General features: G+C 60.8%; 18 protein-coding genes and 2 pseudogenes. 10 read left to right on the top strand and 10 right to left on the bottom strand.

From position 1 onward, the window contains the following. Window positions 1-56 precede the first annotated feature (56 nt). The 4 genes from B0B13_RS08365 to B0B13_RS08350 form a co-directional block, all read right to left on the bottom strand. Window positions 57-3,377: an efflux RND transporter permease subunit gene (locus B0B13_RS08365; RefSeq protein ID WP_076795661.1), complete on the bottom strand. Its 3,321-nt coding sequence runs from the start codon at window positions 3,375-3,377 to the stop codon at window positions 57-59. Next, on the bottom strand, window positions 3,374-6,490 hold the full coding sequence (locus tag B0B13_RS08360; protein WP_076795658.1) for an MdtB/MuxB family multidrug efflux RND transporter permease subunit: 3,117 nt from the start codon (window positions 6,488-6,490) through the stop codon (window positions 3,374-3,376). The genes B0B13_RS08365 and B0B13_RS08360 overlap by 4 nt, the downstream gene beginning before the upstream one ends. Before the next feature lie 60 nt (window positions 6,491-6,550). After that, window positions 6,551-7,891 carry an MdtA/MuxA family multidrug efflux RND transporter periplasmic adaptor subunit gene (locus tag B0B13_RS08355; protein ID WP_076795655.1) on the bottom strand — a complete coding sequence of 447 codons (1,341 nt, stop codon included), beginning with the start codon at window positions 7,889-7,891 and terminating at the stop codon, window positions 6,551-6,553. A 505-nt stretch (window positions 7,892-8,396) separates the two neighbouring features. Further along, the gene (locus B0B13_RS08350; RefSeq protein WP_076795652.1) at window positions 8,397-8,861 is read right to left on the bottom strand and encodes a rhodanese-like domain-containing protein; all 465 of its coding nucleotides are present in this window, start codon (window positions 8,859-8,861) and stop codon (window positions 8,397-8,399) included. A gap of 353 nt (window positions 8,862-9,214) precedes the next feature. Here B0B13_RS08350 and glnA point away from each other — a divergent pair, with 353 nt between their 5' ends. Together glnA and B0B13_RS17910 are read left to right on the top strand one after the other, a co-directional pair. After that, on the top strand, window positions 9,215-10,630 hold the full coding sequence (glnA, locus tag B0B13_RS08345; protein WP_076786634.1) for a type I glutamate--ammonia ligase: 1,416 nt from the start codon (window positions 9,215-9,217) through the stop codon (window positions 10,628-10,630). Window positions 10,631-10,692: 62 nt separating this feature from the next. Further along, window positions 10,693-10,824: pseudogene (locus B0B13_RS17910) on the top strand (IS110 family transposase); the annotation flags it as partial. 137 nt (window positions 10,825-10,961) lie between these two features. On the opposite strand, the gene B0B13_RS08335 reads toward B0B13_RS17910, so the two are convergent. Beyond that, entirely contained in the window at window positions 10,962-11,255 is a 294-nt protein-coding gene (locus B0B13_RS08335; protein ID WP_076787803.1) for an H-NS histone family protein, read from the bottom strand. A gap of 752 nt (window positions 11,256-12,007) precedes the next feature. Between B0B13_RS08335 and B0B13_RS08330 the strand changes: the two are divergent. The 4 genes and pseudogenes from B0B13_RS08330 to ntrC form a co-directional block, all read left to right on the top strand. Then, a pseudogene (locus tag B0B13_RS08330) lies at window positions 12,008-12,190 on the top strand (type II toxin-antitoxin system Phd/YefM family antitoxin); the annotation flags it as partial. Further along, window positions 12,187-12,450 (top strand): Txe/YoeB family addiction module toxin, encoded by a 264-nt coding sequence (locus B0B13_RS08325; RefSeq protein ID WP_076795644.1) that lies wholly within the window; start codon window positions 12,187-12,189, stop codon window positions 12,448-12,450. The pseudogene B0B13_RS08330 and the gene B0B13_RS08325, both read left to right, overlap by 4 nt. A gap of 218 nt (window positions 12,451-12,668) precedes the next feature. Further along, window positions 12,669-13,811, top strand: coding sequence for a nitrogen regulation protein NR(II) (gene glnL, locus B0B13_RS08320; RefSeq protein ID WP_076795642.1), 1,143 nt, complete (start codon window positions 12,669-12,671; stop codon window positions 13,809-13,811). 60 nt (window positions 13,812-13,871) lie between these two features. After that, on the top strand, window positions 13,872-15,425 hold the full coding sequence (gene ntrC, locus B0B13_RS08315) for a nitrogen regulation protein NR(I) (protein WP_076795639.1): 1,554 nt from the start codon (window positions 13,872-13,874) through the stop codon (window positions 15,423-15,425). A gap of 24 nt (window positions 15,426-15,449) precedes the next feature. Here ntrC and xth read toward each other — a convergent pair whose 3' ends face one another. Beyond that, entirely contained in the window at window positions 15,450-16,229 is a 780-nt protein-coding gene (gene xth, locus B0B13_RS08310; RefSeq protein WP_076795637.1) for an exodeoxyribonuclease III, read from the bottom strand. A 435-nt stretch (window positions 16,230-16,664) separates the two neighbouring features. Between xth and B0B13_RS19275 the strand changes: the two genes are divergently transcribed. The 4 genes from B0B13_RS19275 to B0B13_RS08300 all read left to right on the top strand — a co-directional run bounded on the left by B0B13_RS19275 (window position 16,665) and on the right by B0B13_RS08300 (window position 20,178). Continuing rightward, on the top strand, window positions 16,665-16,817 hold the full coding sequence (locus B0B13_RS19275) for a hypothetical protein (protein ID WP_306666077.1): 153 nt from the start codon (window positions 16,665-16,667) through the stop codon (window positions 16,815-16,817). Between the two features lie 152 nt (window positions 16,818-16,969). Next, window positions 16,970-17,680, top strand: a complete 711-nt coding sequence (locus B0B13_RS17900; protein ID WP_139337372.1) for a hypothetical protein — start codon at window positions 16,970-16,972, stop codon at window positions 17,678-17,680. 319 nt (window positions 17,681-17,999) lie between these two features. After that, on the top strand, window positions 18,000-18,251 hold the full coding sequence (locus tag B0B13_RS08305) for a DUF378 domain-containing protein (protein ID WP_076795634.1): 252 nt from the start codon (window positions 18,000-18,002) through the stop codon (window positions 18,249-18,251). A gap of 652 nt (window positions 18,252-18,903) precedes the next feature. Continuing rightward, window positions 18,904-20,178 (top strand): amidohydrolase family protein, encoded by a 1,275-nt coding sequence (locus tag B0B13_RS08300; protein ID WP_076795631.1) that lies wholly within the window; start codon window positions 18,904-18,906, stop codon window positions 20,176-20,178. 15 nt (window positions 20,179-20,193) lie between these two features. Here B0B13_RS08300 and B0B13_RS08295 read toward each other — a convergent pair whose 3' ends face one another. The 4 genes from B0B13_RS08295 to fixL form a co-directional block, all read right to left on the bottom strand. Next, entirely contained in the window at window positions 20,194-22,290 is a 2,097-nt protein-coding gene (locus B0B13_RS08295; RefSeq protein WP_076795629.1) for a M3 family metallopeptidase, read from the bottom strand. 141 nt (window positions 22,291-22,431) lie between these two features. Then, window positions 22,432-23,283 carry a bifunctional methylenetetrahydrofolate dehydrogenase/methenyltetrahydrofolate cyclohydrolase FolD gene (gene folD, locus B0B13_RS08290; RefSeq protein ID WP_076795626.1) on the bottom strand — a complete coding sequence of 284 codons (852 nt, stop codon included), beginning with the start codon at window positions 23,281-23,283 and terminating at the stop codon, window positions 22,432-22,434. Window positions 23,284-23,472: 189 nt separating this feature from the next. Next, a complete protein-coding gene (gene fixJ, locus B0B13_RS08285; protein WP_076786657.1) occupies window positions 23,473-24,096 on the bottom strand; it encodes an oxygen response regulator transcription factor FixJ in 624 nt (207 codons plus the stop codon). After that, on the bottom strand, window positions 24,093-26,606 hold the full coding sequence (gene fixL / locus B0B13_RS08280) for an oxygen sensor histidine kinase FixL (RefSeq protein WP_076795624.1): 2,514 nt from the start codon (window positions 26,604-26,606) through the stop codon (window positions 24,093-24,095). The genes fixJ and fixL overlap by 4 nt, the downstream gene beginning before the upstream one ends. Between the last annotated feature and the right edge of the window lie 262 nt (window positions 26,607-26,868).

Genomic DNA, 26,868 nt, shown 5'->3' with positions numbered 1-26,868 from the left:
CGCAAGCTGGACTGGCGCGGGATCGCACTCGATGCGGGGGCCGTATTCTACCTGCGTTACTCGCCCTTGCCGAACGCGTGGTGCGGCGGGACATGCTCGCCGCCATGTCGCGCTGCCCACCAGGTACGAAGCCGGTCCATGTAGAGGTAAACCACCGGCGTGGTATAAAGCGTCAGCAACTGACTGACAATCAATCCGCCGACGATCGAGATGCCCAGCGGCGCGCGCATCTCGTGTCCTTCGCCGTGGCCGAAGGCAAGCGGCAACGCGCCGAGTAGCGCGGCGCAGGTGGTCATCATGATCGGCCTAAAGCGCAGCAGGCAGGCTTGGCGGATCGCCTCGCGCGAGCCCAGGCCGGTGCGCGCGGCGTCAATCGCGAAGTCCACCATCATGATTGCATTCTTCTTGACGATGCCAATTAGCAGGATCACGCCGATCAGCGCAATGAGGCTGAACTCGGTATCGAACAGCAGCAACGCCAGTAGCGCGCCGACGCCGGCCGACGGCAACGTGGACAGGATCGTCAGCGGATGGATATAGCTCTCGTACAGAATGCCCAGCACGATGTAGACCGCGGCGAGCGCCGCGAGAATCAATAGCAACTGGTTCGACAACGCTTGCTGGAACGCCTGCGCCGTGCCAGAGAAACTGCCGTGAAGGGTGCCGGGCATGCCGATGTCGGCCATGGTCTGGTAGATTGCGGCGGTCGCATCCGACAGTGATTTTCCCACCGGCAGATTGAATGAGATCGTCGTCGCAACGAATTGGTTCTGGTGGCTGACCGCTAGCGGCGTATTGCCTGGGCCGAAGCGCGCGATGGCTGACAACGGGATCATCGTTTCCTTGGCGGTGGATACCGCGGCGCCGGACGATGAGCTGGACTTGCCGCTGGAGGCGATCGAATTAATCGCCTGGTTGCGCGCTGAATCGAGCGCGACGCTCGCTGCACGGCTGGCGGCATTGGCCGCCGTCGTGCCGGCCGTCTTCGTCGCGTCCAACGCGCTGGTAACGGTCCCGGCCGTCGCGTTGGTGCTCGCGGTGCCCGATGCGCTGCCGCCAGATTGGCTAATAAAGATGTCCTTCAGGATCTCGGGGCTCTGCCAATAGCGGGGCGCTACTTCCATCACGACGTGATACTGGTTCAGCGCATTGTAGATCGTCGACACCTGCCGCTGGCCGAAGGCGTCATACAGCGTATTGTCAATCTGCGAAGGCGTGATGCCGTAGCGTGCAGCGCTCGGCCGATCGATGATCACATTTGCCTCCAGGCCGCCTTGCTGCTGGTTCGAATTCACATCGGCAAGCTCGGGCCGCTTTTGCAGCGCCTCGGTTAGGATCGCCGCCCATTTGTACAGTTCCGCGGTCGAATCGCCGAGCAGCGTGAATTGATACTGCGCGTTCGATTGTCTTCCGCCCACGTGGATATCCTGCACCGCTTGCAGGAACGTTCTAGCGCCCGCGACCTCGGCCAGCGGCGCGCGCAGTTGCTCGATGACCTGGTCCGCGGACACCCCGCGCTCGGCGAGCGGCTTCAGCGAGATGAACATGAAACCCGCGTTGGTCTGACGTCCGCCGGTAAAGCCGACGGTGGAGTCCACAGCCGGGTTGCGCTTGACGATGTCCATCATCTGCGAGAACTTCACCTGCATCGACTGGAACGACGTGCTCTGGTCCGCCTGGATTCCGCCGACGAGTCGGCCGGTGTCCTGTTGCGGAAAGAAGCCCTTCGGCACAATCGTGTACAGGTACACGTTCAAGCCAATGGTGGCGACCAGCACGGCCAGCACCAGCAACGCATGATCCAGCGCCCAGCCGAGCGAGCACTCATAGCCGCGCTGCAGGCGCGCGAAGCCGGCTTCGAGCCAGCGTGCGAGCCGGCCTTCGCCGCGGGGGCGGGTGGTTGGCGCGAGTAGTTTGGAGCACATCATCGGCGTGAGCGTCAGCGACACGAGCAGCGACACGAAGATCGCCAGCGACAGCGTGACAGCAAACTCACGAAACAGACGACCGACGATGCCGCCCATCAACAAGATCGGCAGGAACACCGCGACCAGCGATACGCTGATCGACAATACCGTGAAGCCGACTTCGCGCGCGCCCACGATGGCTGCGCGCATGCGCGGCATGCCGGCCTCGATGTGCCGCGAGACGTTCTCGAGCACGACGATCGCATCGTCGACGACGAAGCCGGTGGCGATCGTCAGCGCCATCAGCGACAAGTTGTCGATCGAATAGTCGAGCAGGTACATGCCGGCAAACGTACCGATGATCGACACGGGCACCGCAACGCTGGGAATCAGCGTCGCACGCCAGTTGCGTAAGAACAGGAACACGACCATCACCACCAGGATCACCGCGATCAACAACGTGCGCTCGGTGTCCCGCAGTGAAGCACGGATCGTCATCGTGCGGTCGGCGGTCGGCGTCACATCGATCGCCGCGGGCAGCGCCGCGCGTAGCTGGGGCAGCCTCGCTTTGACGCGGTCGACTGTCTCGATGATATTGGCGCCAGGCTGCCGGTACAGGATCACGAGCACCGCGCGTTCGCCGTTCATCATGCCCATGGTGCGCAGGTCTTCGACCGAATCGACGACCTGCGCGACGTCGGAAAGCCGCACCGCGGAGCCGTTGCGGTAAGCAATCACCAGGTCACGGTATTGATCAGCGCGCCGCGCCTGGTCGTTCGTGTACAGCTGCAAGTGTCGGTGGCCGGCCTCGATCGCACCTTTCGGGCTGTTTGCATTGGCCGACGCGAGCGCGGCGCGGATGTTTTCCAGTCCGATCCCGTAGTGGAACAGCACGGTCGGATTGACCTCGACGCGCACGGCCGGATTGGCCGCGCCACTGACGTTGACTTCGCCGACTCCGTCGATTTGCGACAGCGCCTGTTGCAGCACGGTCGATGCCGCGTCATACATCTGTCCGGCCGTCATCGTTTTCGACGTCAGCGCGAGGACGAGGATCGGCGCGTCGGCCGGGTTGACCTTGTGGTAGGTTGGATTTTGTCGCAGGTTGGCCGGCAGGTCCGCCCGCGCGGCGTTGATCGCGGCCTGCACGTCGCGAGCCGCCCCGTCAATGTCGCGGTTCAACCCAAATTGCAGCACGATCCGCGTATTGCCGATGCCGCTCATCGACGTCATCTCGGTGACGTCCGCAATGGCGCCCAGGTGTCGCTCGAGCGGGCTGGCCACGCTGGTGGCGACGGTCTCCGGGCTGGCGCCAGGCAGCGTTGCCAGCACCGAGATAGTCGGAAAGTCCACCTGCGGCAATGGCGACACCGGCAGCTTCACGAAAGCGAACAGCCCGGCCAGTGCGATGCCGACGGCCAGCAACGTGGTGGCGACGGGGCGCGCGATGAAAGGGCGGGAAAGGTTCATTGTCTGCTGCCTTCGCCGCTGGCATCGTGCGACAAGCGTTCGCGCAGCGCCGAAGCGAGCCGGTCGAAGCCAAGGTAAATCACCGGCGTCGTGAACAGCGTCAGCAGCTGGCTGACGACCAGCCCACCGGCGATCGCGATGCCTAGCGGATGACGCAATTCGTGACCGGAGCCCGTGCCCAGCATCAGCGGCAACGCACCGAGCAGCGCCGCCATCGTTGTCATCAGGATCGGCCGCAAGCGCAGCAGGCAGGCCTGGTAGATCGCGTCGCGAGGGGACTTGCCTTGCTCCCGCTGCGCTTCGAGCGCGAAGTCAATCATCATAATCGCGTTCTTCTTGACGATGCCGATGAGCAGCACAATGCCGATGATGCCGATGATATCCAGGTCATGTCCGGTGATGATCAATGCGAGCAGTGCGCCGACGCCAGCGGAAGGCAGCGTCGATAAGATCGTGATCGGATGAACAAAGCTCTCATATAGCACGCCAAGGACGATGTACATCGTGACGATCGCGGCCAGGATCAGGAATACCTGGTTGGACAGCGATGCTTGGAACGCCAGTGCCGCGCCCTGGTAGCGGATCTGGAATGAGGGCGGCAGGCCGATGTCGTCCTTCGCTTGTTCGATGGCCTTCACCGCCGCGCCGAGCGATTCGCCTGGCGCGAGGTTGAACGAGATGGTGGTGGTCGGGAACTGGCCCAAGTGCGAGATCAGCAGCGGCGCGTTTTGCTGATGGAAGGTCGCGATGGACGACAGCGGGACCTGGGCGCCAGCCGCGGTGGCCGATGGCAGATAGATCGCGCCCAGCGCGTCCGCCGGGGACTCGTGCAACTTCGGGTCTGCTTCCAGGATCACGCGATACTGGTTCGATTGGGTGAAGATGGTCGAGATGATGCGCTGCCCAAACGCGTCATACAGCGCGTTGTTGACCGTCGCCGGCGTGATGCCGAAGCGGGCGGCGGTACTGCGATCGATCTCGATATACGTCGAGAGCCCATTTTGCTGTAAGTCGCTGGTGACATCGACCAACTCCGGCGCCTGCTTGAGCCGCGCGACGAGCTTCGGCACCCAGTCGGCGAACGCTTGAGCATTCGCGTCGGTCAGCATGAATTGGTATTGCGTCGCGCTGACCGTCGAGTCAATCGTCAGGTCCTGCACCGGCTGCATGTACAGCGAGATGCTGGGTACCTGCGCGACGCGCTGCTGCAATGAGCGGATGATCTGCTGCGCGTCGCGGCTGCGTTCGTCGAACGGCTTCAAATTGATCAACAGACGGCCGCTATTTAGCGTGATATTGGTGCCGTCCACGCCGATGAACGACGACAGGCTCTGGACGTCCGGGTCCTTCAGGATTTCGGTAGCGAGCGCTTGCTGGTGCTCGGCCATGGCCGCGTACGACACACTTTGCGAGGCCTGTGTGATGCCCTGGATGATGCCGGTGTCCTGCGTCGGGAAAAAGCCCTTCGGCGTCACGATGTAAAGCACAATCGTGAGCACTAGCGTGAGCAGCGCGACGAGCAGCGTGAGCGGCTGGTGCTCGAGCACCCGCGAGAGCATTTTTCCGTAGGCGGCGATCACCGCGTCGAAGAACGCACGGGCCCTGGCCTCGAAGCGGCCGCTTTCCTTCGGCGGACTGTGTCGGAGCAGCTTGGCGCACATCATCGGCACGAGCGTGAGCGATACCACCGCCGAGAACACGATCGTCACGGCAAGTGTGATCGCAAACTCGTGGAACAGCCGGCCGACGACGTCACTCATGAACAGCAGCGGGATCAGCACCGCGATCAACGACACAGTCAGCGAGATGATGGTGAAACCGATTTGCTTGGAGCCCTTGAGCGCGGCTTGCAACGGCGTGTCGCCGTCCTCGACATAGCGCGCAATGTTCTCGATCATCACGATCGCGTCGTCGACGACGAAGCCGGTGGCGATGGTCAGCGCCATCAAGGACAGATTGTTCAGCGAAAATCCGTACAGGTACATCACCGCCAGCGTGCCAATCAGCGACAGCGGCACGGACAGGCTGGGAATCACGGTCGCCTGCCAACTGCCGAGGAATAGGTATATCACCAGCACCACCAGCACGACCGCCGCTGCCAGCTCGAACTGCACGTCGCGCACCGACGCGCGGATCGTCGTGGTGCGATCGGTCAACACGCGGGTCTCGACCGAAGCGGGCAGGCTTTGCTGCAACTGCGGCAGCAGCGCCTTGATGTTGTCAACTACCTGGATGACGTTGGCGCCCGGCTGCCGCTGCACATTGAGGATGATCGCCGGTTCGGTATCGACCCACGCGCCCAGCTTCGTGTTTTCCGGGCCGGAGACGATCTGTGCGACGTCGGTTAGCTTCACCGGGCGGCCGTTCTTATAGGCGATTACCGCACTGTGATACGCATTGGTATCGGTCAACTGGTCGTTCGCATTAATTGTGTATGCCCGCGTCGGACCATCAAAATTGCCTTTTGGCGTGTTGACGTTCAGGTTCGAAATCGTGGTGCGCAGATCGTCCAGGTTCAGGCCGTACGCTGCGAGCGCGCGCGGATTGGCTTGGATGCGGATCGCGGGCCGCTGTCCACCGCTCAGGCTCACCAGCCCCACGCCGCCCACTTGCGAGATTTTCTGCGCGAGCCGGGTATCGACCAGGTCCTGCACGTCGGTCAACGGTAGCGTCTCGGAGGTGATCGCCAGCGTGAGAATGGGGGCGTCGGCTGGATTGACCTTGGCGTAGATCGGCGGCGCTGGCAGGTCGGACGGCAGCAGGTTGCCTGCTGCGTTGATGGCCGCTTGCACTTCCTGCTCCGCGATGTCCAACGGCAAGTCCAGCGAAAACTGCAGTGTGATCACCGATGCGCCCGCCGAGCTTTGCGACGACATCTGGTTTAGCCCCGGCATCTGACCGAACTGGCGCTCCAGCGGCGCGGTCACCGACGAGGTCATTACCTCGGGGCTGGCACCCGGATAGAAGGTCTGCACTTGAATCGTTGGATAGTCGACTTCCGGCAGCGCGGATAGCGGCAGAAACCGCAGCGACACGAGGCCGACCAACATGATGGCGGCCATCAGCAGTGCTGTGCCGACCGGGCGGAGAATAAAGAGGCGAGATGGATTCATGCGTCGAATAGTCCGGGAGCGCGGCGCCGGGGCAGACCCCAGCCGGAATCAAGGCTGCGGTTAGCGCGTGTGGCCGTGCACGGCCGACGCGTGACGTGCGTCACGCGCCGCTTGGCCTGCCGACGCGGCCGAGCTGCCACTGGCGGTCGCGGCCGGAATCGTGATTTTGGCGCCTTCCCGTAACCGGTCTGAGCCCTCGATGACGACACGCTCTCCCACCGCCAGGCCGGAGACGATGCTGGTGCGCTCGCCATCGACCGCACCCGTTTTCACTGGGCGCACGGTGACGGTGTTGTCGGCTTTGACCACGTAGACAAATGTTCCCATCGAGCCATTGAGTACCGCGGAAGTCGGTACGAGGGTCGCGTTGCGGATCGTGTCGACGAGTAGCCGCACGTTGACGAACTGATTCGGGAACAATGCCTGCCTCGCGTTCTGGAATACCGCGCGCAGTTTCACGGTGCCGGTGGTCGTATCGATCTGGTTGTCGATGGTGTGCAACTCGCCGGTTTCCAACGGCCGGCTGTTGGTGCGGTCGTAGACGGTCGCGGACATCTTGGCACCCGCGGTCCATTGCTTAAGAATGGCTTGTAGGTTGTCCTCGGACGTGGTGAACACGACGCTCATGGGCTGCATCTGCGTGATCACGACAATGCCGTTTGTATCGCTGGTGGTCACGTAGTTGCCCGGATCCACCTGACGCAGTCCTACTCGGCCTGTCACCGGTGCGGTAATCCGCGCGTAGGTCAGGTCCAGCTTGTACGTATCGATCGTCGCCTGGTCCGACTTCACTTGGCCGCGGTACTGCTCGACGAGCGAGGCCTGCGTGTTGACCTGCTGGCGCGAGATCGAATCCTGCTTGAGCAACGCCTGGTACGCGTTCAGGTCCGACACCGCCTGTCGTAGCAGCGCTTGGTCCTTCGCCAGTTGCCCTTCGGCGTTGCGCAGTGAAATCTCGTAGGGGCGTGGATCGATTTGTGCTAGTACATCGCCGCGCTTGACGAGTTGGCCTTCCTGGAAATTAACCGACATCAGCGTGCCGTTCAACTGCGTGCGCACGGTCACCGTCGCGAGCGGTGTCACGGTGCCCAGCGCATTGATCACGATCGGCATCTGGCCATGGACTACGGTCGCGACTTTGACCGGCTGTGGCATGTTCGCGAACGCGCCGCCGCCGCGCTGCGCGCCAGGCGGCCTGCCGGCACTGCCCGTGGCTGCGCCGCTGGCGTGGGCGCCTGGCGTGCCGCGCATGGCATCACGTTGCCACGGATGCCACCAAAGCAGCACGACGACGACCGCGACGAGCCCCGTAGCCAGTTGCAACGCGCGCGTGCGGGTGCGGCGCGCCACGGCGCGCGGCGCATCGGATGATCGAGCTTGTTGTTGTTCGTCTTTCTGCATGGTCGAGCAAATCGTTGGGATGTGATGGCGGGGAAGGGCTGCGACGACGAGCCGACGTGGTCCGTGCCTGGTTTATCAGTACATCATCGTGCGGTTGAGTGAGCGAGCTGTACGCGTGTGCCCAGGCAGCAGGCTGTATTGTGCAGCGCTTGCTGACCGTATCATGTCAAGGATTTGAAACTGCACGAAATCCTACGTGCGTCAACCGTGTCAGTCCAGTGCCCTTTTTTTCGGAACGTTACACCACACCCGTCGTCGCCTGCGGCAACCGCGACGGGCGTGCGGCGTTGCAGCGAGGCGGCATGTTGGGCTGCCGCATCCGAGGTCGCGCCGGGGCGATGGGCGCGAACGCAGTGGCTGGGCGCCTGCTCTCAGGGGAATTGGCTTGGCTTAGCCAGCTTTGACTCAGCCAGCCTAAGTTAGGAAGATACCCGACTTGGGTACTGCGGTGTGGGCGGCGCGGCCACGGTGCTGGTTGACGCGCCATGGCGCGGTGTCCTCGAGCCTAGGCGCCCACCCAGGGCAAGCCGCGGAAACACCAGCCGCCGACCGTTTTGCGGTGTCCTTGAGCGTCTTTGTCGCCCTCAAAACCTTCCAGAATATCGTAGGCGCGCATGAAGCCTGCGTTCGCCGCTGCCACTGCAGCCAGCTTCGAGCGCGCGGCGCTGCGGCATAGCAGCAGGATCGGCGTATGCGGCATCGCGACTTGGGATAGCTGCTCGACGAACTCGGTGTTGGGGACGCCGCCTGGGTATCGCGTCCACTCGATGTGTATGTACTGGCCGTTCCCGACGACCGGGCGGCCGACCCAGTCCAGTTCCGCGCGAGTGCGTATGTCAATCAACCGGGCCCCCGGCTCCAGCGCTAACAGCTCGAATGCCTCGCCTGGCGCCAGCGCGCCGGCATACTGCAACTGGTGTTGCGCGCGACGCTGCTCGGCTGCTGCGTAAATTGCGTCCTGGGAAGTCATCACGGTGTCCAAAGTGCAATACTTTTATTTTAGCGTCGTCGTAGAATGACCCGCCTAGGCAGCGACAGGGTGCGCGACGTTGGTGTGTTATCGTCATTTTGCCCCTAATAGGGGCATGTTCGTCGCTACTCATCGAAATTGCACCAAATTTGTGCGCGATGCGCTGCGACGAGGGCGGGCGATACGCTGATCGTAGGTCGCGGTAGTGCGTAAGCACCGTAATTGGGCGTGTCCAGTGTCCTTGCGTTATAAATTGGCATGAAGTGTGCTCTAATCAGGCCCGATCCCGTTGCATGACCGGGAGGCCGGAATCGGGGGGCGATATCGTCCCCATTGTTCACCAGGAGAAAGGAATGACTAAAACCGTGGCCGACGTCACCAAACTCGTCGAGGACGAGGACGTCAAGTTCGTCGATTTTCGTTTCACCGACACCCGCGGCAAAGAGCAACACGTGACGGTGCCGGTGTCGGCGTTCGACGAGGACAAGTTTGAAGCCGGCCACGCGTTCGATGGTTCCTCAATTGCCGGCTGGAAGGGAATCGAAACGTCGGATATGCTGCTGCTGCCGGATCCGAACACTGCGTATATCGACCCGTTCTACGAGGAACCGACGTTGGTCCTCACCTGCGACGTGATCGAGCCATCGGACGGCAAAGGCTATGAGCGCGACCCGCGTTCGCTCGCCAAGCGCGCCGAGGCGTACCTGAAGAGCACGGGCTTGGGGGACACCGCGTTTTTTGGCCCGGAGCCCGAGTTCTTCATTTTTGATTCGGTGCAGTGGAACATCGATATGTCGGGCTGCTTCGTCAAGATTGGTTCCGAAGAGGCCGCCTGGTCGTCGGGCAGGGAGTTCGAACACGGCAACAGCGGTCACCGTCCGGGCGTCAAGGGCGGCTATTTCCCGGTTGCCCCGGTCGATTCGTTTCAGGACATGCGCTCGGAGATGTGCCTGTTGCTCGAGCAACTGGGCGTGCCGGTCGAAGTGCATCACCACGAGGTCGCCGGTTCCGGCCAGAACGAAATCGGCACGAAATTCTCGACACTAGTGCAACGCGCTGACTGGACGCAGATTTTAAAGTACGTCGTGCAGAACGTGGCCCATACGTACGGCAAGAGTGCGACGTTCATGCCTAAGCCGGTAGTGGGCGACAACGGTTCCGGCATGCACGTGCACCAATCGATCTGGAAGGATGGTCAAAACCTGTTCGCAGGCAACGGCTATGCGGGCCTGTCCGAGTTCGCGCTGTTTTACATCGGTGGCATCATTAGGCACGCCCGTGCGTTGAACGCGATCACGAACCCGACCACGAACTCGTATAAGCGGCTGGTGCCGCACTTCGAAGCGCCTGTCAAGCTCGCCTATTCGGCGCGTAACCGTTCCGCGTCGATCCGGATTCCACACGTGTCGAACCCGAAGGCGCGCCGGATCGAGACGCGTTTCCCGGATCCGATGGCCAACCCGTATCTGTGCTTCTCGGCGCTGCTGATGGCCGGTCTGGATGGCGTGCAAAACAAGATCCACCCGGGCGAGGCCGCGGACAAGAACCTGTACGATCTACCGCCGGAAGAGGACGCAAAGATCCCGACCGTCTGCGAGAATTTGGACACGGCGCTGGACGCGCTCGATGCCGATCGCGAGTTCCTCACGCGCGGCGGCGTGTTCACGGATTCGATGCTGGATGCGTACATCGAACTCAAGACGCAGGAGCTGCAACGCTTCCGTCAAACCACGCACCCGATCGAGTTCGAGATGTACTACTCGCTCTGAGCGATGGGGCGCGCTGTCCGGTAGGCGGTGCGGTGCGCCCATTGCGCGTTACCGCCCGCACCCACTATTGGACTCGCAAGCTCCAGGCGCTTGGGCACACCGTCAAGCTGATGGCTCCCCAATTCGTGAAACCATACGTGAAGACGAACAAGCACGATGCGGCTGACGCCGGAGCCATCTGCGAAGCGGGCACGTTTGGCGAATTGATCCACCGCCTTGCTAAGCCGATGCTCCCACGCACTTGTTTTTTGGCACTAATTTGCCGGTGCAACAAAAGATAATGCGGCACACAGTGGCATATTCGCCTCCTTCACCAACATGCCGTTCCGCCTTATTTTTGGATCAAAAAGCGCTCGCGATTCTTTCCAATCCATGACGGTGCCCGACCTCTACCGCTCCAGGTCTCACCCGTTTTGGGATTTTGGTATTTCGGCTCCGGCTGCGTCGCGCGTGCAGCGCCGCGAGCTTGACGCCTACGTCCAAATAAATCTTCGGCCGTGATCCCCAATTCGGTGATCTTCTCACGCATCTGTGCAACCACCGTTTCCAATTCCTGCGCCCGTAAGGCTTCTGCTTCCGCTTCAAGCTTTTCAATTTGAGCGCGCAACTCTTGGTATGTGGACATGTTCATTCCCTATGTTAAGTTAAAAATATCCTGGACGGATGCGAACTGGTTCAACTCACTTGTATGCCTGTGCCAACGTCTCAGACTGACGAAGCGCTGGCATGGCCTCTATGTAAAAGGCTGATTGCAGACTAACCGCTTGGGCCACGATAGTTATCACGTTCGATGATCAAATACCGCTTTGCTTTTTGGCCTTCTTACCCTGCGTATGCGCATAAATAATGCCAGCTGTTCTTTACGACGACCGGCGGCCCCACAAGATCCTCTATTGTACCTTAATGCGCCGACGGCCGAGCCGACCACTGGATTAAAAATGAGTAGTTTATGGTTTTCGCCGGCGGCGCGGCGCAGAAATGCAACAAATCACCTGCGGGTGTTTTCAATTGGCGCGATGCAAGACGAGTGCCGTCATCACCTTTAAGAAGAGGCCTAAGCTCGGATTGTCGCTGCTCGCCCAACTGTTCATAAAGCCTTATAAATAACTGGGTATTGTTCGTTGACGCATGGATAACCTGTTACTCGGCGCTGGACACCTCTGAACCCAATCGTCGAGTGGGCCACGGTTATCCCCATTTCAGCGCTCCGGCAGTCGCGCGGCATAATCCATGTCGGAAGTCCGAATGGGTTTGAAGGAGCGGCGTTCGAATAGGTGATTGAGCGTTTCCATGAGCGTCGTACCCTGCTCGTTAGCAAGCAGGGTACGACGTAGGCAAAGCTGTTTGTCCGAGTTGGCTGGACGTTGGCCCGGGGCTTCACTCATCACGCGCCGCGACGCGCCAAACGCCGTTATTATGTCGCAGGACTATGACGACAGCATGATGGAGACGGTTTATCTGTTGCGTTCGCCAGCCAACGTCGCTTACCTCGAGCGTTCGATTGCACAGTGGCGTAAGGGCATGGCAAAAGAAGGCAAACTGGTCGAAGACGCTGAATGAGCGTGCGCCGCGTGCTTTTTACGCTCGATATATGGGACGATTACATCTACTGGCAGGGGCAAGATCGCCAAGCCTTCAAGCGCATCAACCAGCTCATTCGCGAGGCACAGTGCACGCCTTTCAACGGCATCGGCAAGCCCGAACCGCTGAAGGCGAATCTCTCGGGCTTTGGGTCCTGCCGCATCGACGACACTCATCGCCTGGTGTACGAGGCGGACGATGTCCAGCTCAGCATCCTCTCCTGGCGTTGCCACTATTAGGCGTGACGGCGTGCCGCGGCGCGTGCTTGACAGTGCATCGTCAGGCGCGGCTGCGTGTTGCGCCCGACAGCGTCAAACGGCTGACGGCGTGGGTAAAAGAACTGTGACGGATACCCAACAGTGCCTCCAGCGTTATTCATGAGCCGCCGTATGCGGAACCGCACGTACGGTGGTGTGAGACAGCGACGGGGTTAACCCTACTCAGTTGGACCGGCTCGATGGTATTGAAGAACCTAACCAAATTGAAACAAAACCAATCCGATACGCTGGACGATTCAGCGCTGTGCTGCTCTGGGCTACTGCCTGGGCTCGACGCGCTGCCGACGGTCGTGCTGGTGCTGGACAAGCGGACACTGCGCGTGGCGTATGCGAATCCATCGGCCGAGTCGATGCTCGAGATGTCGCGTCGGCAACTGGAGCACACCACGTGGCCGGATCTGTTCTCCAATGGCGACGAGTTGGTGACGACCATCGCAGCGATTGCCGACAACCGGTTCCAGGCGACGCACCTGGATGCCACACTGGAGCGCCAGCTGCGCGAGCCGTTGCGTGTGCACGTGATCGTGGGCTACCTCGAGGCAGCATCGGATTACGTATTGCTAGAGCTGTTCGCCAACGACCAGCAATTGCGCAGCGATCGAGAGGAGCGCATCCATGACCTGACGTCGGTCAACAAGCAGTTGATTCGCAATCTGGCGCACGAGATCAAGAATCCGCTTGGCGGCATTCGCGGCGCGGCGCAGTTGCTTGAGTTCGAGTTGGGCGAGCGCGAGGTGCGCTACGACCTGCACGAATACACGCAGGTCATCATCAAGGAGTCCGACCGGTTGCAGACGCTGGTAGACCGGCTGCTCGAACCGCACCGCCATCCGCACATCGTCGGCGACGTGAACATCCACGAGGTCTGCGAACGGGTACGCACAGTGATCCTGGCCGAGTTTCCCCGAGGGCTGACGATCGAGCGCGACTATGATGTGAGCGTGCCGGAGTTTCGCGGCGACAAGGAGCAACTGATCCAGACGTTGCTGAATATCGTGCGCAATGCGACGCAGGCGCTCAAGGAGCGCATCTCGCAAGGTGACGCGCATATCGAGTTGCGTACGCGCATCGCGCGCAAGGTGACGATCGCCAAGCGGTTGTGCAAGCTGGCATTGGACTTGCGCGTAATCAACAATGGCCCCGGCATACCGGAGGAGATCCGTGACCGAATCTTCTATCCGCTGGTGTCGGGACGGGAAGAGGGCAGCGGGCTCGGGCTCACGCTTGCGCAGACCTTTGTGCAGCAGCACGAAGGGTTGATCGAAGTGGAAAGCCGTCCCGGTCATACCGAATTTCAGATCCTATTGCCGCTGACTCGATGATCGGCGCGCAGGCGACAGGTGCGCGCACGCAGATATTGAAGAAAAACGCCCAATAAATTTATGAAGCCAATTTGGATAGTTGACGACGATCAGTCGATACGCTGGGTGCTTGAGAAGGCACTGGCGCGCGAGAACTTCGCCACCCGTAGCTTTACCAGCGTGCGCGACGCGCTGGCCGCATTTGCGCAGGACCAGCCACAAGTGCTGGTATCGGATATCCGAATGCCGGGCGGCTCGGGGCTCGAACTGCTCAATGCGGTGCGCGAGCAGTGGCCGGAGGTGCCGGTGATCATCATGACAGCATTCTCGGACTTGGACAGCGCCGTCGCAGCCTTCCAGGGCGGGGCGTTCGAGTATCTGGCCAAGCCGTTCGACGTCGATAAGGCGGTCGAGTTGATCCGCCGCGCCGTTGATGAGAGCATGCGCGGCGAACAAGGCTACGATGACCGGCTCGCCGAGGCACCGGAGATGCTCGGGCAGGCCCCGGCGATGCAGGACCTGTTCCGCGCGATCGGCCGGTTGTCCCATTCCGTGGCGACGGTGCTGATTACTGGCGAGTCCGGGACCGGCAAGGAACTGGTGGCTCGTGCGCTGCATCGGCACAGCCCGCGCGCTAATGGACCGTTCATCGCATTGAACATGGCGGCGATTCCCAAAGATCTGCTTGAATCAGAGCTATTCGGGCACGAGCGTGGGGCGTTTACTGGCGCGCAGGCGATGCGGCAGGGCCGCTTCGAGCAAGCCGAGAACGGCACACTGTTCTTGGACGAAATCGGGGATATGCCGTTCGATCTGCAGACGCGACTGTTGCGTGTGCTCTCGGACGGGCAGTTCTACCGCGTCGGCGGCCACAGTCCTTTGCGGGCGAACGTGCGGGTGATCGCGGCGACGCATCAGAATCTGGACACGCGGGTGCGGCAGAGATTGTTTCGTGAGGATCTCTATCACCGGCTCAACGTGATCCGGCTGCGGCTGCCGCCGTTGCGGGAACGCAGCGAGGACATTTTGCTGCTCACGCGACATTTCCTGCAAAAGAGCGCGCGCGAGCTGGGTGTCGAGCCCAAGCGCGTCACCGATGCAACGCTGGCGTACCTGGCGTCGCTGCCGTTTCCTGGCAACGTGCGCCAACTGGAGAATCTGTGCAACTGGCTGACCGTGATGCCGCCCGCGCAGACCATCGAGATCAAGGATTTGCCACCGGAACTGGTCACAGAGCGACAATCGTCGACGCACGCCGTGGCCAATGAAGGGCTGCTGATCGGCAAGGCTGTCGGCGCCGCCGGCGCAGCAGCGGCGTCCCCGTTCGGCGATGCCCGTGCCGCAGCACTGGCGCGCAGCGGCGTGACGCCGCTGGCCGGTCCTGGCAGTGGCGCGTGCACGCCGGTATTGCCCCAGATCAGTGCATGGGAGGTCGGCTTGCGCACCGAAGTGGCGCGACTGCTGCGCGAGAACTCGCCCGAGGTGATGGACGGGCTGGCGCGCCGCTTCGAAGCCGCGGTGATCCGCGAGGCGCTAGATTTCACGCGCGGCCGCAAGGTCGAAGCCGCCGAGCGGCTTGGCATCGGACGCAATACGATCACCCGCAAGATCCAGGAGCTGCAACTGGAATCATGACGGCGCGATCGGGGCGCTGCCCGCTTAGCGCTCCAGCGTCGCGATTACCGGCGCATGGTCCGATGGCTGGTCCCAGCGACGCGGAGTCTTGTCGATCTCGCACGCGCTGCAGCACTGCGCGAGCGACGGTGACAGCAGGATGTGATCGATGCGTAATCCTGCGTTGCGGCGAAAGGCCAGCATCCGGTAGTCCCACCACGAGAACGACTTGTCAGGCTGCTCGAAGCAGCGAAAGGCATCGACGAGCCCGAGTTCGACGAGCGACCGGAAGGCATGGCGCTCCGCGGGTGACACGAGGTTCTGTCCTTCCCACGCTTGTGGGTCGTGCACGTCGCGATCTTCCGGCGCGATATTATAATCGCCCATTAGCGCGAACTGCGGGTGTGCACGCATTTCGGCGGCGACCCATTCACGCAGCGCGGCCAGCCATGACAGCTTGTACGCGAATTTGTCGGAGCCCGGCGCCTGCCCATTGGGAAAGTAAGCGCTGACCACGCGCACGCCGTCGATGGTCGCGGCAATCAAGCGTTGCTGCAGGTCGTCAAAGCCGGGAATGTTCCGTATGACGACCGCTTCGTCGACCGGCAAACCGTCGCGTACGAGGATTGCGACGCCGTTATAGGTTTTTTGTCCGGAAAACCAGCTGCGGTAGCCGGCCGCTTCAAGTGCCGCGCGTGGATACTTGTCGTCGGGCAGCTTCAGTTCCTGCAAGCACAATACGTCGACACGGCTCATGGCGAGCCAGTCGATGACGTGTTGCAAGCGGACTTTTAATGAATTGATGTTCCACGTGGCGATTTTCATGTTTGAGTGAGTGCCGCGACAGGATCGGCTTTGCGGCTATGTTTCAATGGTAGTGGGCTATCTGGCTACCCATCTAGCTACCCACCTTGGAGGTGGTAGAGAAAACGATGGTGCCGCTTATGATAGCGTTAGTCCGGCTTTAGTCCGCTGTGTGGCCCTCGCGGCTCTTGCGTGGCAACGATGCTGGTTCTGCGACAAATTCGTCAGGCGGCAGCAGACTTAAGAAAGTCTGGGCAACTTTGGCTTTCGGCGCGTGAGCCAGTCATCGTAACGCTCTGGGCATAGGATCACGATGCCGTGCTTCGGCCCCCGGCTTGTGCAAATGGCGCAGGAGCGGGTACGTGCGCCTTGCCACAGCACTTGTCACGGTGCTGGTACTGATGGCAACCGGTTTTCTCGTTGGGCGTTGGTCACCGCGGCCAACGTCTGCCACTGATGCCGTTTATGCAACTTGCTACCCGGATTGGTGGAGCACTTACGGTGATGGCGGCCCTGCTATGGTTGGGCCAATGTGTTCGACACGCAAAAATAAACGCGTTTGCCGATGTCAGTGATTCCAGAAAAATTACGTGGCCCTTGGACCAATAAGTCCTCTTGTACGCTTAAGGCAAGACGCGAATTACAGCATTGACAAGGCTGGTGAATTATGAAAGCGTTAGCCTATGAGGCTAGTCCTGCTATGGGCGCGTGATGATCACTGACCACGGAAACAATGGAGGTTGGCAATGAGAACGCGAGCGATGAAAGTAAAAGCGCAACAAAGAGCTAAAGTTGCAAGAATTTTACATGAGCATGAGGGAGAACTCAGTTCGTTTGCGCGGATGCAGCGGTATTACGGTGAGCTACAAGCAATACTCAACACCGTTGCGTCGCGTTTCGGCGCAACCGCTCGTCCAAGCCCGGCGATGCGCGAAATCGACAAGCGCGCTGCCGCTATTGAGGAGTGGGTAACGAGTGATCGACGGCAACATGTGCCGGTGCGCGTATTGGGACGCTTGGGGGGCGAGAACGGAGGGGATAGGATAAGCGGTGTAAATAACTGGCTAAATCGGAATAGGTCAGCAAGTCGAGAGCCAACGGAAGGCGAATTCCTTAATATCAACCCGTTCTCAGATTGGTCTGGATCAATCAATCAAGGTTGGATACAGGGAGCGTTTGATAGAGGCCATATGTTCCGCTTATTAACGGACGTGCCTGACCATCTTGTCGCTGCACATAACAATGCCGCTCAAAATCCGACTGAAGAAAACATCAACCAATATAAAGAAATGTTGAGCAATGCAGCGGGAAACTGGCAACATCGAAGCAGTGTTTTTGCAAAAGAGTTGATTGAGTGTGCTAAAAATGGATACGTCATTCACGAAGACGCAGCTGGTAGAAAAGGCGTTATGCCACGGATTAGGCATGAACTTTTAGAAGGGATACGAGGCAGGGCACCGAGGATACCGTAAAAGACTACTGCTTAAGCGCGATGTGAAGGTGACGTATGAGTTAGTGCGCCGCTATTGTAACCCATCCGGTGGGCAGGCCGTATGCACTGTGGCGCGCCGCCGATGAGCGTAGCAACTGGATGCGCTGCTGCAAAATCGCTGTGACAAATCCGCCGTCAACAACCAGACTGAGACCGACTCGTACGTTTTCAAATAGACTTGCTCATACTTGGTGCTGCGCCACAGCCATTCGACTATAGGAACCCGTGCAGGCACGCTGTTTGCGGTAATCGCAGGCAGTTAGTTCACCCCGTATCGTTACATTTTTTAGGAGATTGCTATGACTATTGTGACCGCTTGTGGCGCACGTTCCAACCTACTCGACTGGATTGTCGGCGCGCTTGTCATCATTGGTGCTATTAACTGGGGACTGGTCGGACTGTTTCAGTTTGATCTCGTCGCGGTGATGTTCGGCGTTGGATCGGTTGTGGCTCGTATTATTTACGTGCTGGTGGGGTTATCAGGGATTTACTGTTTGGTTAGAGCTTGCATTGCGGCCAAGGTTACAGCGTCCGACGACCGAGCGCATTGACCATACATGCGGTTACGCCAATAAATAATGGTTGATTATCGTATCCATTATACGCGAGCCGCGCGGGCGGATCGGTGTGACTATACCAATTCCTGCTTGAGAAGGAAGTGGATACGGCCGTCCGCGCGCTTGATGCAATCCGCTAGGGGGTGTCAACGTGCTGCGTACCTTTCCGCGGCAGACCTTTCCGTTTACTTGCCGCAAGGCTGAAGCAGGGGGTTCGTTTCTGAAGCGAAGCTCGATTCGGTAAACTGTCGGTCCTCGCCACGTGCGGCCCTCCCGAGCTGTCCTTCTACAAGGCATGTCTGGGACGATAACAGTAAGTTTTAAAATCACCGCGTACTATTCGTGCTCGGGGAGAAGCGATAGCAGGGCAATGCGTCATTCGCGCTATGTCGGCTTGAGAAGTGGCGCGTTAAATCCCATGCGCATCTTGCAGCGCGACATGCAGTGTCCGTCGCACCGCCTGCGCGAGACGAAGTGTGGTACGGCGAGAAAGTCGCTGCACAATAGCATAAACGAGTACCACTGATTGATGGAGATTGCGAATGCGCGATCGGCATATCCAACTTGATATGACAATTTTGCACGCCTAGTCCCAGCATGCGACCAACATGCAACGTCGGAACGCCCTAGCACGAAGGAGCTTCTGATGGATCTGATTCTCCGTAACGCATCGTTGCCCGACGGGCGTACGCAAATCGATATCGGCATAAGCGGCACGCGTATCGTCGCGGTAGAGCCGGCGCTGGTGGCGACCGCATCACAAGAAATCGATGCGCAGTGCAAGCTGGTCACGCCACCGTTTGTTGACGCGCATTTTCATATGGACGCGACACTGTCGTATGGGTTGCCACGGGTCAACGCGTCAGGCACGCTGCTCGAGGGTATCACGCTATGGGGTGAACTGAAGCCGACACTCACGCAACACGCAGTGCTCGAGCGCGCGCTGCAATACTGCGATTGGGCCGTCGCGCGTGGATTGCTGGCGATCCGCTCGCACGTGGACGTTTGCGATCCGAGGCTACTGGCCGTTGAAGCCCTCGTCGAAGTCAAGCGCCGCGTCGCGCCGTATCTCGATCTTCAATTAGTCGCATTTCCGCAGGATGGCCTGTTGCGCAGTCCCGGCGCTTTCGACAACTTAAAGCGCGCGATCGCGCTAGGCGTGGATGTCGTGGGCGGTATCCCGCATTTCGAGCGGACCATGGCCGATGGTGCCGAGTCAATTCGACTATTGTGCGAGTTTGCGGCGCAAAAAGATTTGCGATTGGATATGCATTGCGACGAATCGGACGACCCGATGTCGCGCCATATCGAGACGCTGGCCGCCGAAACGCACCGGCTTGGGTTGCAAGGTCGTGTTGCCGGCTCACATCTGACGTCGATGCACTCGATGAACAACGACTACGTGAGCAAATTGCTGCCCTTGATCCGCGAAGCCGGCGTGGCCGTGATTGCCAACCCGCTAGTCAACATCACGTTGCAGGGGCGTGCGGACACTTATCCGAAACGGCGTGGCATGACACGTGTGCCGGAGATGCTGGCTGCCGGCATCGATGTTGCGTTCGGTCACGATTGCGTGATGGACCCGTGGTATGGGCTCGGTTCGGGCGACATGCTGGAAGTCGCCCATATGGCGCTGCACGTCGCCCAGATGACCGGCGTTGATGCAAGCCGTGCTTGCTTTACCGCAATTACGCAGACGCCAGCACGGATCCTGGGCCTCGAAGGATATGGCGTTGCGCCCGGCTGCCATGCCGACCTGGTATGGCTCGACGCACGCGATCCTATCGAGGCGATCCGCCTGAGGGCTGCACGGCTCGCGGTGATTCGGCGCGGCCAGGTGGTCAGCCGGCAACCCGCAGCGCAGGCGACGCTGGCGTTACCCGGCCGCCCCGCATCGGTCGACTTCAAGCTGTGTCGGTGACGCGCATCATCTGCGTCAGGCCGCGTCGGCTTGCGCGGTCATGCCATTGTGCCGCAGCAGCGCATCGATACTCGGTTCGCGGCCGCGAAAAGCCTTGAATGACGCCATCGCGGAACGGCTGCCGCCGACCTCGAGTATCTGCGCGCGGTAGCGTGCTCCGGTTTCGCGATTGAGCACGCTGCCGCCGATGCTGGCCGCTTCCTCGAACGCGGCATAGGCGTCGGCCGACAGAACCTCAGCCCATTTGTAGCTGTAGTAGCCTGCCGCATAGCCGCCCGCGAACACGTGGCTGAACGTGTTTGGCCATCGTGAAAACGGTGCTTGTGGCACAACATGGCAGCTATCGTTGACTTGGCGGGCCAGTGCGTTGACGCTCATCTCGCCGTCGGGATCATACGTCGTGTGCAGCAGCATGTCGAACTTTGAGAAGACGATTTGCCGCAGTGTCGCGAGCCCGCTTTGGAAGTTGCGTGCCGCCAGCATCTTATCGAACAGCTCGCGCGGTAGCGGCGCACCGGTGTCCACGTGCGACGTCATGCCAGTCAGCACATCCCACTCCCAGCAGAAGTTCTCCATGAACTGCGACGGCAACTCGACCGCATCCCATTCGACACCGTTGATGCCGGACACCCCCAGCTCATCGATTCGCGTCAGCATATGGTGCAATCCATGGCCGAACTCATGGAACAATGTGATAACTTCATCATGCGTGAAGCAGGCTGGTTTGCCACCAACCGGCGCCGAGAAGTTGCACGTCAGATAGGCGGCCGGCGTTTGCAGTGTGCCATCGGCGCGTCGGTGGCGCGAGCGGGCATCGTCCATCCACGCGCCGCCACGCTTGCCCTCGCGGGCATACAGATCTAGATAGAACTGGGCGAGCAGTGTGCCGTCGTGATTTTCGACGCGGAAAAACCGTACGTCCGGATGCCAGGTTTCGGCCGTATCCGGCTTGATGAGTACGCCGAACAAGGCCTCGGTGACACGAAATAGGCCCTGCAGCACAGTGCCTTCCGGGAAATATTGCTTGACTTCGTTTTCGGAGAACGCGTAGCGCTTTTGCCGCAGCTTTTCGGACGCGTACGTGACATCCCATGGTTCGAGCTGCGCAAGCCCCAGCTCATCGGCCGCAAATGTTTGCAGCTGTGCCCAGTCTTTTTCCGCATACGGCCGCGCGCGCCGCGCCAGGTCATTGAGAAATGCAATGACCTGCTCCGGGGAGTCGGCCATCTTCGGCTCGAGCGACACTTGCGCAAAATTTCGGTAGCCCAGCATCGACGCTTCTTCCGCGCGCAGCTTCAGCTGCTCGGTCATGTTCGCGGTGTTATCCCACTGTGGCTTGCCGCTGCCGTAGTCGGGCCCGAGTTCCGACGCGCGGGTCGCGTATGCGCGGTACATCGCCTCGCGCATTGGGCGGTGTTCCGCGTATTGCAGCACCGGAAAGTACGACGGGAAGTGCAGCGTAAATTTCCAGCCCGGCTTGCCGTCTTTTTCGGCGGCGTGGCGCGCCGCGTCGATCGCGTCCGCAGGCAGGCCCGCGAGCTGTGCGTCGTCCGTCACGAAGTACGCGTACGCGTTCGTCGCGTCGAGCACATGGTCGGAGAACGCCTTGGACAGCGTGGCCTGCTGCTCCTGCAATTGCGCAAAGCGCGGCTTGCTGTGCTCGGGCAGTTCGGCGCCGGACAGGCGGAAATCGCGCAACGCGTTGTCAAGAATCTTCTTGCGCGCGTCGCTCAACTGCGCATACGCGTTGCTGGCCGCAATAGCCTTGTATTTTTCGTACAGCGCAAGGTTCTGGCCGACATTGGACCAGAATTCGGTCACGCGCGGCAGGTTCTGCGCGTGTGCCGCACGCAGTGCCGGCGTGTCGGCAACGGCATTCAGATGGCCAATCACGCTCCACGCGCGCGACAGCGGCTCGGTGGCCGCCTCGACCGGTTCGACCACCGCTTCCCAGGTGGCCGGCGTCTGCGGCGCACTGGCATGTCGTACCGCATCGTTCGCGGCTTCGAGCAGCACATCGAGCGCTGGGGTGACATGCTCGGGCTGGATCGATGCAAAGCGGGGCAGGTCGGTGAAATCGAGCAATGGATTGGGAGTAACGGTTTGACCCATGATGTTCCTGTCATATCTTGAAAGAGTGACGGCCCGGTGCGATGCACCGAGCTGCAGCGCTGCGCGTAACTTGTCACTATGATCTGGGGACGCGTGCGACAGTTTCCAGTCAATTATGCCCAATCCGGCACAACCGCACCGTCACCCGGCCGCGCGCTCGGCCGCTTCGATGGTGTTGACCAGCAGCATCGTGATCGTCATCGGACCGACACCGCCGGGTACCGGCGTAATGTAGCCGGCAACCTCGCGAACGCCGGCGAAATCCACGTCGCCGCACAGCTTGCCCTCGTCGTCGCGGTTCATGCCGACGTCGATGACAGTCGCACCGGGCTTGACCATGTCGGCCGTCACCAAATTGCGCTTGCCGGTCGCCGCGATGATGATGTCCGCGCTGCGCGTATGGGCCGCGAGATCACGCGTCTTGCTGTTGCAAATCGTCACGGTTGCACCGGCCTCGACCAGCAGCATCGCCATCGGCTTGCCGACAATGTTCGAGCGGCCGATCACCACCGCGTTGGCGCCAGCCAGCGGGATGCGCTCCGATTCGAACATTTTCATCACGCCGTACGGCGTGCAAGGGCGAAACAGCGGCTTGCCAGTCATCAACGCGCCCGCGTTGGCGACATGAAAGCCATCGACGTCCTTTTCCGGTGCGATCGCCTCGATGACCTTGTGCGCATCGATATGCGGCGGCAACGGTAGTTGCACGAGGATCCCATGGATCTGTGGATCGCGGTTCAGCGCGTCGATGTGGGCGAGCAGGTCGGCTTCGCTGAGTTCAGCTGGGTAGCGCTCATAGACCGAATGCAAACCGTTATCCTCGCACGCCTTGACCTTGTTGCGCACGTAGACCTGGCTGGCCGCGTTGTCGCCGATCAGCACCACGGCCAAGCCGGGCCGGTAACCGCGTGCGGTAAGCGCGGTCACACGTTGCGCCACTTCGGCGCGCAGCTGTTTGGAAAGGAGGGTGCCGTCGATGATTCTGGCTGTCATGGCAGGTGGTGGGTCGGTTTATCGAAGCGCAAAGCGGTGGGCGGTGCATGCTACACTGCGCTTGCACGGCAAGCGGCTGCACACGGGGCTGCACACGGCCCGAAAAGGCTGATTATACCGCCACGGGCGAGTGGCTTGGCCGCCCTGGGCGACCGGCTTCGTTCGCGCATCCGTTGTTTGACGCGGCTCCTACTGCTTTTTTGACAAGGCAAGGCGCAGCAGGTCGGCCACTGTGTTCACGTTGAGCTTTTCCATGATGTTCGCGCGGTGCGCCTCGACCGTCTTGATCGAGATGCCGAGATCGTCAGCAATTTGCTTGTTCAGCCGCCCGGCGGTGATGCGCTCGAGTACCTGGTGCTCGCGCGCGGTCAGTTTGGACAGGCGCTCGGCGGTCGCCCGCTGCTGCTGCGCGGTCGAGTTTTCGGTGCGGGCACGCTCGAGCATGCGCTCGACCAGCTTGCGCAACTCGGCTTCGTCGAACGGCTTTTCGATGAAATCCATCGCGCCTTTCTTCATCGTCGACACGGCCATCGGCACGTCGCCGTGGCCAGTGACGAAAATGATCGGCAGCATGGCATGCTCGGCAATCAACTTTTCCTGCAACTCGAGCCCGCTCATGCCGGACATGCGCACGTCCAGGATCAGGCAGCCGAGCTGCGATGGCTGGTAAGCATCGAGAAACTGTTCGGCGCTGGAGAAGCACTGGACACGGTAGCCATTGGCCTCGAGCAGCCAGCGTAGCGAGTCGCGGACTGCCTCGTCATCGTCGACAACGAAGACGGTTTCTTGTTGTGTGGTGACTGGGCTGCTCATAGTTCTCCCGTAACAGTTTGCGGCGCGGCCGCTGCGGACCCATGCTGCGTGGGTTCTTCGGTTTCGCCAAATGGCAACGTGAAATGAAAGGTACAGCCGGTCACGAGGCCATCGGGCTCAATATTGTTGACGACCCACAGACGTCCCCGGTGAGACTCGATAATCGAGCGGCAGATGTTCAGCCCCATGCCCATGCCATCCGACTTGGTGCTGTAGAACGGCTCGAACAGATGCTCGGCGGTGGCTTCGTCCACGCCCGGTCCCTGGTCCACCACGCTGATGCGCACGCACTGGTCATCGGCGACGATGCGCACCTCGACGCGGATCACGGGATCGATTGCGTTGGGACGGGCATCAGCCATCGCCTCGGCAGCGTTTTTCAGCAGGTTCACGAGTACCTGCTCGATCAGTACCGGGTCGACATTGATGACCGGTAGCCGCGCGCGCATGTCGGTGACGATGCGGATGCGCCGCTTGCGCGTCTCGATCTCGGCCAGGCCGACCGCATCCGCGATGATGTCGCTGATCTTCGTGCGTTGACGCTTCGGCTCGCTGCGTTTGACGAATGCGCGGATGCGCTTGATGATCATGCCGGCGCGCACCGCTTGCTGCGACGTTTTCTCGAGCACCGGTAAAAGGTTTTCTGGCGACGCACGGCCGGACTTCACCAGGGCAACGGTGCCCGATGCGTAGTTGTTGATCGCCGCCAGCGGTTGGTTTAACTCGTGCGCTAGTGACGAAGCCATTTCGCCCATCGTCATCAAGCGGCTGGTGAACTGCAGCTTTTCGTCCTGTTGCTGCGCCAGTTCCTGGGCTTGCTTGCGCTGCGTGATGTCCGTGGCGATTTGCATCTGCGCAAGATGGCCGTCGACCCACTGGATGTATTGCCGACGCACCTCAAACCACTTTTGGATGCTTTGTACGTAGATTTCGCACGCGTCCGACGTGCTTTCAGTCAGCGCGGCGGCCGGCAGGCCGGCGTAGGTGTCAACCAGGTCGATCGAGTCGTTCGACGCCTGGGTTGCCGTGTCAAGGCCGGAGCCTGCCAATTCCAGGTGTCCGTCCGGGCGGATACCGAATAGATGCCGGTAATAGCGGTTGGCAAACAGCAGTTCGGCCTGGTCTGCCGCCAGCACCGAGACTGCTGCGTCCAGCGATTCGAGTACGGTGGTGAAGCGCTCATGGGCGGCGGCCAACTCCTCGCGCGCGCGCTTGGGCTCGGTGATGTCGGTCATCGACGACATCCAGCCGGTCTGGCGCCCAGAGCTGTCGATCAGCGGCGATACATACAGCCGCGCGTAAAAGATCGAGCCATCCTTGCGGCGCACCCGCAACTCGAACCCCGACGAGGGTGCTTTGCCGCGCAGCGTCATGTCGAGCTGCCGGTGCATTTCCGGGCAGGCTTCGCGCGGCCAGTACGGGAACGGAGCGGTTTTGCCCACCAGGTCGCTTTCGTCCCAGCCGGTCATCCGGCAAAAGGCCGGGTTCACGTGCGTGATGCGTCCTTGCATATCGAGCACGCGCATGCCGATCAGCACCGAGTTTTCCATCGCGCGTCGGAAGAACGCTTCCGCGTACAGCGCCTGTTGCGCCTCGAAGCGCTGCCGCGTGTGCTTCCATAAGCTCCACAGGCTCCATAACACGAAGCACGACAGGCCGGCCACTAGCCACACCAGCGTGTTGTTCGTGAAATTGGTCAGTTGCGGATACGAGTACACGCGCACCGCCAGGCTATGGCCCGGCGGATCGAGCGGTAGATCGTAATACGCATCGCGCGGCAGCCGCGGGCGGGTGGACGTGGTGGACAGCTCGCGGTGGCTCGGATCGATGATCGAAATCTTGTACTTCGCGGACAGCTCGGCCGGAATGTCGTGCTTGAGCATACCTTGAACCGAGAACACGGCGGCCACCGTGCCGAGGAACTCGCGCTCATGGAAAATCGGCGTTTGCAGCGTTACGTAGCCGTTGCGCAAGTCGTCGTAGAGCAGCGCCGAGTAGATCTGCCGGCGCGAGGCACGTGCTTCAGTGAACGAAGCGCGGATCGCATCGTACAATTGCGCATTGTTTGGCTTGGCCAGCCGAGAGCCGACGTGCGGCTCCGGGGTGCTGGCCCAATGCGGCGTCTGCGAGCCGTCGAGCCAGTTCATGTAGATGATTTCCGGATGGCTTTGCATCACAGCGCTGGCGGCTGTCTGGAAGGTCCGCGCGTCACCATGACCGGCGGCAATGTCGCGCGCGAGGGCGGCAATGTGTTCCTGCGCGCTCGTCATTGACAGACGGATCTGTTGCTGGGCCCACGCGACGTTGCGATACAGCGTGTCTTCCTGCTGCTGTTGCTCGCGCCGGTTCAGGCTCCACAGAATCAGGCTCATTACGATCAGGAACACCACGATCGACACGAGCGGCGTGAGCAAGTAAGAGTTGGACCACCACGGGCCGTGGTGCCAGCGGTTGGGCGGCGGCGTCGGCCCGGGCCGCGCTGCACGAGCGAGGAGCCGTTCGGTCAACATAGAGGAGATTGTAGCGCAGGGTTAAAAGCACAAAGCGAGCAGTTCGCGGCAATGCAGCGATAGAATCCAGACGGATGCCAGATTTTCGGGTTGCATCGCAGCAATTTTTCATATGGCGAGAAATCATCTCGTCATTTGAAAATTTTGTTGCGCAGGCTCAGACCGGGTCTTTACAATTCGGTGGCCACCCGGCCAGGATGCCGCTTCCGGCCGCGCGATCCCGCAGGCGGACCCGCGCGCGGTAACTGGTCACTTTGTGCTG

The organism is Burkholderia sp. b14 (assembly GCF_900156195.1).
Taxonomy (GTDB): Bacteria; Pseudomonadota; Gammaproteobacteria; order Burkholderiales; family Burkholderiaceae; genus Mycetohabitans.
Note: the sequence above shows the minus strand (reverse complement) of the source record. Positions and strands in the feature narration are given on the sequence as shown.